A 5,705-nucleotide genomic window follows, 5' to 3' on the forward strand; every position below is an offset into this window, starting at 1 on the left:
GGGGGGTCTGCCTCCGCCACCCCGGGTTTTCCCCCCCCCGGGCCAAAAAAAACCCCCCGCGGGGCTACCACCCCCCCCCCCCCCCACCCCCCCCCCGGGGGGGGGGGGGGGGCGGGCGGCCCCCCGCCGCCGCCGCCCACAAGCCGAGGACGATCGCCATCCCTGCCTCCCGCCCCCCTGCCAGCCCGCTGCTGAATGTCGAAAATATCTCTGTTTTTCGGGGGGAAAGACTGGTTCTCGACGGGGTCGGCCTGCGCCTGGACGCCGGGGAGGCCCTGCTGCTGACCGGCCCGAACGGTGCAGGAAAGTCGACCCTGCTGCGCGTTCTCGCAGGATTGCGCAAACCGGAAGGCGGCCATGTCCTGTGGTCCGGGATCGACGCCCTGGCCGACCGCACCGCCCATGCCGAACGCGTAGCCTATCTGGGCCATCAGGACGCCCTGAAACCCGGCCTGACCCTGCGCGAGAACCTGGCCCTGCCCGCCCGCGCGGCCGGGTCGAACCCCGACCACGCCATGGAATCGCTCGATCTTCTGCCCCTGGCCGACCTGCCGGCCCGCATGCTCTCGGCCGGGCAGAAGCGCCGCGCCGCCCTGGCGCGGGTGGTGCTGTCCCGTGCGCCGCTCTGGCTGCTCGACGAACCCAGCCTGGGGCTGGACACACGCTCCATCGGCCTGCTGGAAACCCTGTTCAAGACCCACCGCGAGGCTGGCGGAATCGTGATCGCGACCACCCACGTCCCCCTGCCCCTGCCCGACGCACGCACCCTGGCCTTGCCCGGCGCCATCGCCGTGGATGCCGCGAAAGAGCTTGATATGGGGTCGTGGTCATGAAAGCCGGACCCATGCGCGCATCCATTCCCGCCCTGCTGGCGGCCGTCATCGGCCGCGACCTGCGTCTGGCGCTGCGCCACGGCGCCGACACGCTGGGGTCGGTACTGTTCTTCATTCTCGCCGGCGCATTGTTCCCCCTCGCCCTCGGCCCGTCGCCGGACCTGCTGCGCCGCATGGCCCCCGGCATCGTCTGGGTCTGCGCCCTGCTGGCCGCATTGCTGCCGCTGGACCGCCTGTTCGGGTCGGAACTGGAAGACGGCTCGCTGGACCAGCTCATGCTGTCCGGCCTGCCGCCCGCCCTGGTGGCGCTGGCCAAGATGATCGCGCACTGGCTCACCACCGGCCTGCCGCTGCTGCTGGCCGCCGCCCCGCTGGCCATCATGCTGGGCCTGCCGCTGCCGGTCCTGCCGATCCTGCTGGGCGGCCTGGCGCTGGGCACCGCAATCCTGTCGCTGATCGGCGGCATGGCGGCGTCGATCGTGCTGGGCGCGCGCCGGGGCGGCGTGCTGCTGCCGCTGCTGGTACTGCCGCTGGCCACCCCCGCCCTCATCTTCGGCGCGGCGGCGCTCGACGCCGCACAGACCGGCCTTTCCTGGCGGCCGGACCTGGAACTTCTGGGCGCCTTCCTCGCCGGCGCGCTCCCGCTCTGCCCGCTGGCCGCCGGCGCCGGCCTGCGCGCCGCCGTCGAATAGATGACCAACGCCGCCGCCGGAACCGGCACGCTCGACGGCCGCAATCCCGGCATCGACCTCGTGCGCGGCGCGTCGATCCTCCTCGTCGTCTCGCACCACATGGCGCTGCGGATTCCCCTGGCGAAGACCGGCCTCGCCGGAATCGTCCCCCTGCCGCTCCTGCGCCTCTTCAGTTGGTTCGGCTACGAAGCCGTGTTCCTGTTCTTCGTCGTGTCGGGCTTCCTCGTCACCAGCCACACGATCCGGCGCTCGGGCTCCCTGTCCACGCTGGACCCGCGCGCCTTCTATGCCCGCAGGCTGGCCCGCATCGCACCCTGCCTGCTGGTCCTGGTCGCCATCCTCTCCGTGCTCGACCTGCTCGGCGTGCCCGACTACACCATCACCCGCGCCGACCAGACCCTGCCGCGCGCGATCGTCTCCGCCCTGACCATGCACCTGAACTGGTACGAAGGGCACACGGGCTACCTGCCGGGCGGCTGGGACGTATTATGGTCCCTGTCGATCGAGGAACTCTTCTATCTGGGCTTTCCAGCCCTCTGCCTCTGCCTGGCAAGCATCCCTCGCCTGCGCACAAGCCTGTTCGCGCTCCTCGCCCTGTCGCTGCCGTTCGCCCTCGACGCCCTGGCCAACGCTCCGGAGATCTGGCGGGAAAAGGCTTACCTGCCCGGACTCGCGGCCATCGCCACCGGTGTCTGCGCGGCGGTGACGGTCGCCGGCCGCCCCGCGCCGCGTGCGGGCATCGTCAACGCAACGGGCTGTTTCGCCCTCCTGGCGCTGCTGGCTGTTTTCCTTGGGGAACATGCACTCTGGAGCCTGCTGGGCAATATGACGATGCTGGTGCTGACCCTCGGCTGCGCCCTGCTGCTGGTCGCCTTCCAGTGGGGCTGGGGGCAACACCGCCTGATGCACGGCACACGATGGCTGCGCTCCTACGGCTTCATGAGCTACGAAATCTACCTGACCCACATGTTCGTGGTGTTCCCGCTCGTCGGCCTGTTCCACCTCAGCGGCGGCGCCATGCGCACAGGCTGGCTCTGGTTTCCGCCCGCCTTCGCCCTGTCCTGGCTGCTGGGACGGGCGACCGACAGGCTGGTCTCGACACCCGCCAATCGCCTGCTGCGCAGATGGCTTCAGGTCGGGGCGCCGCCCCGAACCCCGCCAAAGGGCATCGCCCTTTGGAAACCCAATCGTGATGCGTAATTACTGGATGCTGTCGCCCTCGCGCCGGCTGGTCCGCATAAGCCAGTCGATCTGATTACGGACCTTCAGCCAGAACAGAACATCGTCAGGCAGATCCTGATCCAGGCAGCGGGCGATATGACGCATCGTCACGCCGCGCGCGCCATCGCCACACACGACGATGAGAGAATGCGCCATCGCGCGAACGCTGACCTTTTCCCGCGCGCGCGCCTGCGATCTTTCCAGCATAGCTGCCTCGACCGTTGATGATGATCCACCTGAGGAAGAAACCGGCTGACCCATGGAAATGGATCGTTCCCGTGCGCGCGTCATGAGATCGTCCATACAAAACAGGACCTCTCCGGTCCTGCTTCCGCATACCGGCACGCTTGGGGTCAACCAGCGACCTATGCCAGAAAATCCCAGGAAGATGGTTTTATTATGACTGCCGACACCCCCCTGAACACAAAACCCGTCGCCAGAGGCGACGGGTTTCGCAAGGAGACTGCCCACCGAAGACCCCCACGAAAGGGGGGCCGCCAGCTTCAGATATAATGCTCGGTCAGCGGCGCGAAACCATTGAACCGGGTCGAGCAGTAGGTCGAGACATACGCCCCGGTCGACAGCAGTTCGATCCGGTCGCCCGACGCCAGATCCAGCGGCAGGGCGTAGGGCGCCTTTTCGTACATGATGTCCGCGCCGTCGCAGGTCGGGCCGGCAATCGCCACCCGCCCCGTCGCGCCACCATCATGCGGCGTGCGGATACCATAGCGGATCGACTCGCCCTCGGTCTCAGCCAGACCACCGAACCGGCCGATATCCAGATACACCCAGCGCGTATCGTCCTTCAGCCCGCGATTGGTCACCAGCACGACTTCCGACGACACCACCCCGGCATCGCCGACGATGAAGCGGCCCGGCTCGACGATCATTTCCGGCAGGTCATTGCCGAAATGCTCGGTCATCGCATGGCTGATCGCCAGCGCGAACCGGTCGATCTCCGGCACGTCCTCGCGGTAGCGGATCGGGAAGCCGCCGCCCAGATTGACCATGCGCAGGTTCAACCCCGCCGAGGCCAGGTCGGTAAACAGCATGCCAACCCGCGCGATCGCGGCTTCATACGCATCGGTCGTCGTCTGCTGGCTGCCGACATGGAACGACAGGCCATACGGGTCCAGCCCCAGGTCGCGGGCGCGCAGCATCAGGTCGCGCGCGCTGTCCAGCGTGGTGCCGAACTTGCGCGACAGCGGCCATTCCGCACCCTCGTTCTCGACGATCAGGCGGCAATAGACGCGCGCCCCCGGCGCATGGCGGGCCAGCTTTTCCAGTTCCTCGATGCAGTCGAAGGCATACATCGTCACACCGGCCGCATGGGCATTGGCGATCGCCGACACCTTCTTGACGGTATTGCCGAACGAGATGTCCCGCGCCTGCGCCCCGGCATCGAGGCACATGCGGATCTCTTCCCACGACGCGGCGTCGAAGGACGAACCCAGCGAGACCAGCCGGCGCAGAATCGCTTCCGCCGGATTGGCTTTCACGGCATAATAGATGCGCGCCAGCGGCAGCACATGCCGCAGCGAATGATAGCGCGCCTCGACGCGATCGACATCGACGACGAGGCAGGGCGTGGCGGGCGAATGCTCCGCCAGAAAATGGGCGATTTTGGGAGTCATCGCACCCAAATCCCTTCTGTGAAATCCATCCGGGACGAAAGCCGGACAGGTGTTGCGAAACGGTCTAACGGACCAGCGACCAGAACCGGGTTCCAAAGAACCCCCAATTGCCAGAACGCTTGACGTCGTTGCGTAACCTCAGAGGGCCAGTGGCACGTGCGTTGTTGCGTGGAGAGCGCATATGGGGGCAAAGCATTCGGCGCGCAACAGAAAAATCGTCCCCTCCGCATGTTTTTTCGTTAGGTAGTGGATACCCGCCGGGCGATGGCCGCCCACCCTGGGGCGCAGGCCGCCCCCTACCCGACCGACGGAGCCAGCTTGATCGTCCCGCAGCCCGAAAAATCCGAGCATCTCGCTCCTGGACATCCCGCCCCTGAGCACCTCGCCCCAGAGCACGTCGCCTCTGAGCACCTCGCCTCTGGGGCCATCGATCCGCGGCAACTCTGGCGGCCGGTCCTGCGCCGCATCCTGCGCAACCTGACATCGGACCAGATCACCCTGGCGGCGGCGGGGTGCGCGTTCTACGCGACGCTTTCCCTCTTCCCCGCCATCAGCACCCTGATCTCGATTTACGGACTGGTGCTGGACCCGGACACGGTGGAACCGCAGCTCGACCTGCTGCGGCACCTGCTGCCGCCCGCCGCCTTCACCCTGATCGGCGAACGCATCCACACCCTGGCGGCCGAACCCCATTCGTCGCTGACGCTCAACCTGATCATCTCGACCAGCATCGCGCTCTGGTCGGCCTCGGCCGCCACGCGCTCGATCATCTCCGCCGTCAATATCGCCTACGGCACCACCGAGACGCGGGGCTTCATCCGCTTCCAGATGGTGGCGATCGGCATGACGCTGTGCGCGATCTGCGGCGCGGTGCTCACGCTGGCGGTGATGGTGGCGCTGCCGGTCCTGATCAATTTCCTCCCCGAGCGCCTCGGCCTGGCGCCGCCACCCTGGTCGGTCGAACTGCTGGTGCAGATGGGCGGCCCAATCCTGCTGCTGCTGTTCGTGCTGGTGGCCTGCACCCTGCTCTACCGGCTCGGGCCAAGCCGCCCGGCCGTCCCATGGCGCCACATCCTGCCCGGCTCCTGCGCGGCGACGCTGATCTGGATCGTCACGTCGCTCGGGGTCTCGTACTATATCGGCACTATCGCCCCCTACAACGCCACATACGGGCCGCTGGGCGCGGTGGCGGCAACGATGATGTGGTTCTTCGTGACCGCCTACGTCATCATGCTGGGGGCGGAACTCAACGCGGGGCTGGAAGCCGAGATGGCCCGCGCCCGCGCCGCCAAAGGCCCCGAGCCGACCCCCGCAAGCCCCCCGTA

The 5,705-nt window shown here is 67.6% G+C and carries 6 protein-coding genes; 4 read left to right on the forward strand and 2 right to left on the reverse strand.

The genetic code is table 11. The features are described from left to right. Positions 1–188: 188 nt before the first annotated feature. Genes ccmA through ABF821_RS19615 form a run of 3 tightly spaced genes read left to right on the forward strand, consistent with a single transcriptional unit; the run spans position 189 to position 2,725 of the window. Complete coding sequence (gene ccmA, locus ABF821_RS19605; protein ID WP_415531302.1) at positions 189–833, forward strand: heme ABC exporter ATP-binding protein CcmA; 645 nt, start codon at positions 189–191, stop codon at positions 831–833. 11 nt (positions 834–844) lie between these two features. Continuing rightward, complete coding sequence (ccmB, locus tag ABF821_RS19610) at positions 845–1,525, forward strand: heme exporter protein CcmB (protein WP_415531298.1); 681 nt, start codon at positions 845–847, stop codon at positions 1,523–1,525. Then, the gene (locus ABF821_RS19615) at positions 1,526–2,725 is read left to right on the forward strand and encodes an acyltransferase family protein (RefSeq protein ID WP_182974505.1); all 1,200 of its coding nucleotides are present in this window, start codon (positions 1,526–1,528) and stop codon (positions 2,723–2,725) included. It begins immediately after the preceding gene. On the opposite strand, the gene ABF821_RS19620 is transcribed toward ABF821_RS19615, so the two are convergent. Together ABF821_RS19620 and ABF821_RS19625 are read right to left on the reverse strand one after the other, a co-directional pair. Continuing rightward, positions 2,726–2,953, reverse strand: coding sequence for a hypothetical protein (locus ABF821_RS19620; RefSeq protein ID WP_415531299.1), 228 nt, complete (start codon positions 2,951–2,953; stop codon positions 2,726–2,728). It lies immediately after the preceding gene. Between the two features lie 296 nt (positions 2,954–3,249). Further along, positions 3,250–4,380 (reverse strand): type III PLP-dependent enzyme, encoded by a 1,131-nt coding sequence (locus ABF821_RS19625; protein WP_415531300.1) that lies wholly within the window; start codon positions 4,378–4,380, stop codon positions 3,250–3,252. Between the two features lie 264 nt (positions 4,381–4,644). On the opposite strand from ABF821_RS19625, the gene ABF821_RS19630 reads away from it, so the two are divergent. Continuing rightward, positions 4,645–5,705: YihY/virulence factor BrkB family protein (locus ABF821_RS19630; protein ID WP_415531301.1), on the forward strand; the 1,061-nt coding region annotated here is incomplete at its 3' end.

Origin of the sequence: Gluconacetobacter sp. (assembly GCF_047721585.1) — a bacterium.
Classification (GTDB): domain Bacteria; phylum Pseudomonadota; class Alphaproteobacteria; order Acetobacterales; family Acetobacteraceae; genus Gluconacetobacter; species Gluconacetobacter dulcium.

Excerpts from the sequence above, each read along its gene's own strand:
- ccmB (WP_415531298.1), top strand. The coding sequence starts at position 845 with ATGCGCGCATCCATTCCCGCCCTGCTGGCGGCCGTCATCGGCCGCGAC.
- ABF821_RS19615 (WP_182974505.1), top strand. The coding sequence starts at position 1,526 with ATGACCAACGCCGCCGCCGGAACCGGCACGCTCGACGGCCGCAATCCC.
- ABF821_RS19620 (WP_415531299.1), bottom strand. The coding sequence starts at position 2,953 with ATGCTGGAAAGATCGCAGGCGCGCGCGCGGGAAAAGGTCAGCGTTCGC.
- ABF821_RS19625 (WP_415531300.1), bottom strand. The coding sequence starts at position 4,380 with ATGACTCCCAAAATCGCCCATTTTCTGGCGGAGCATTCGCCCGCCACG.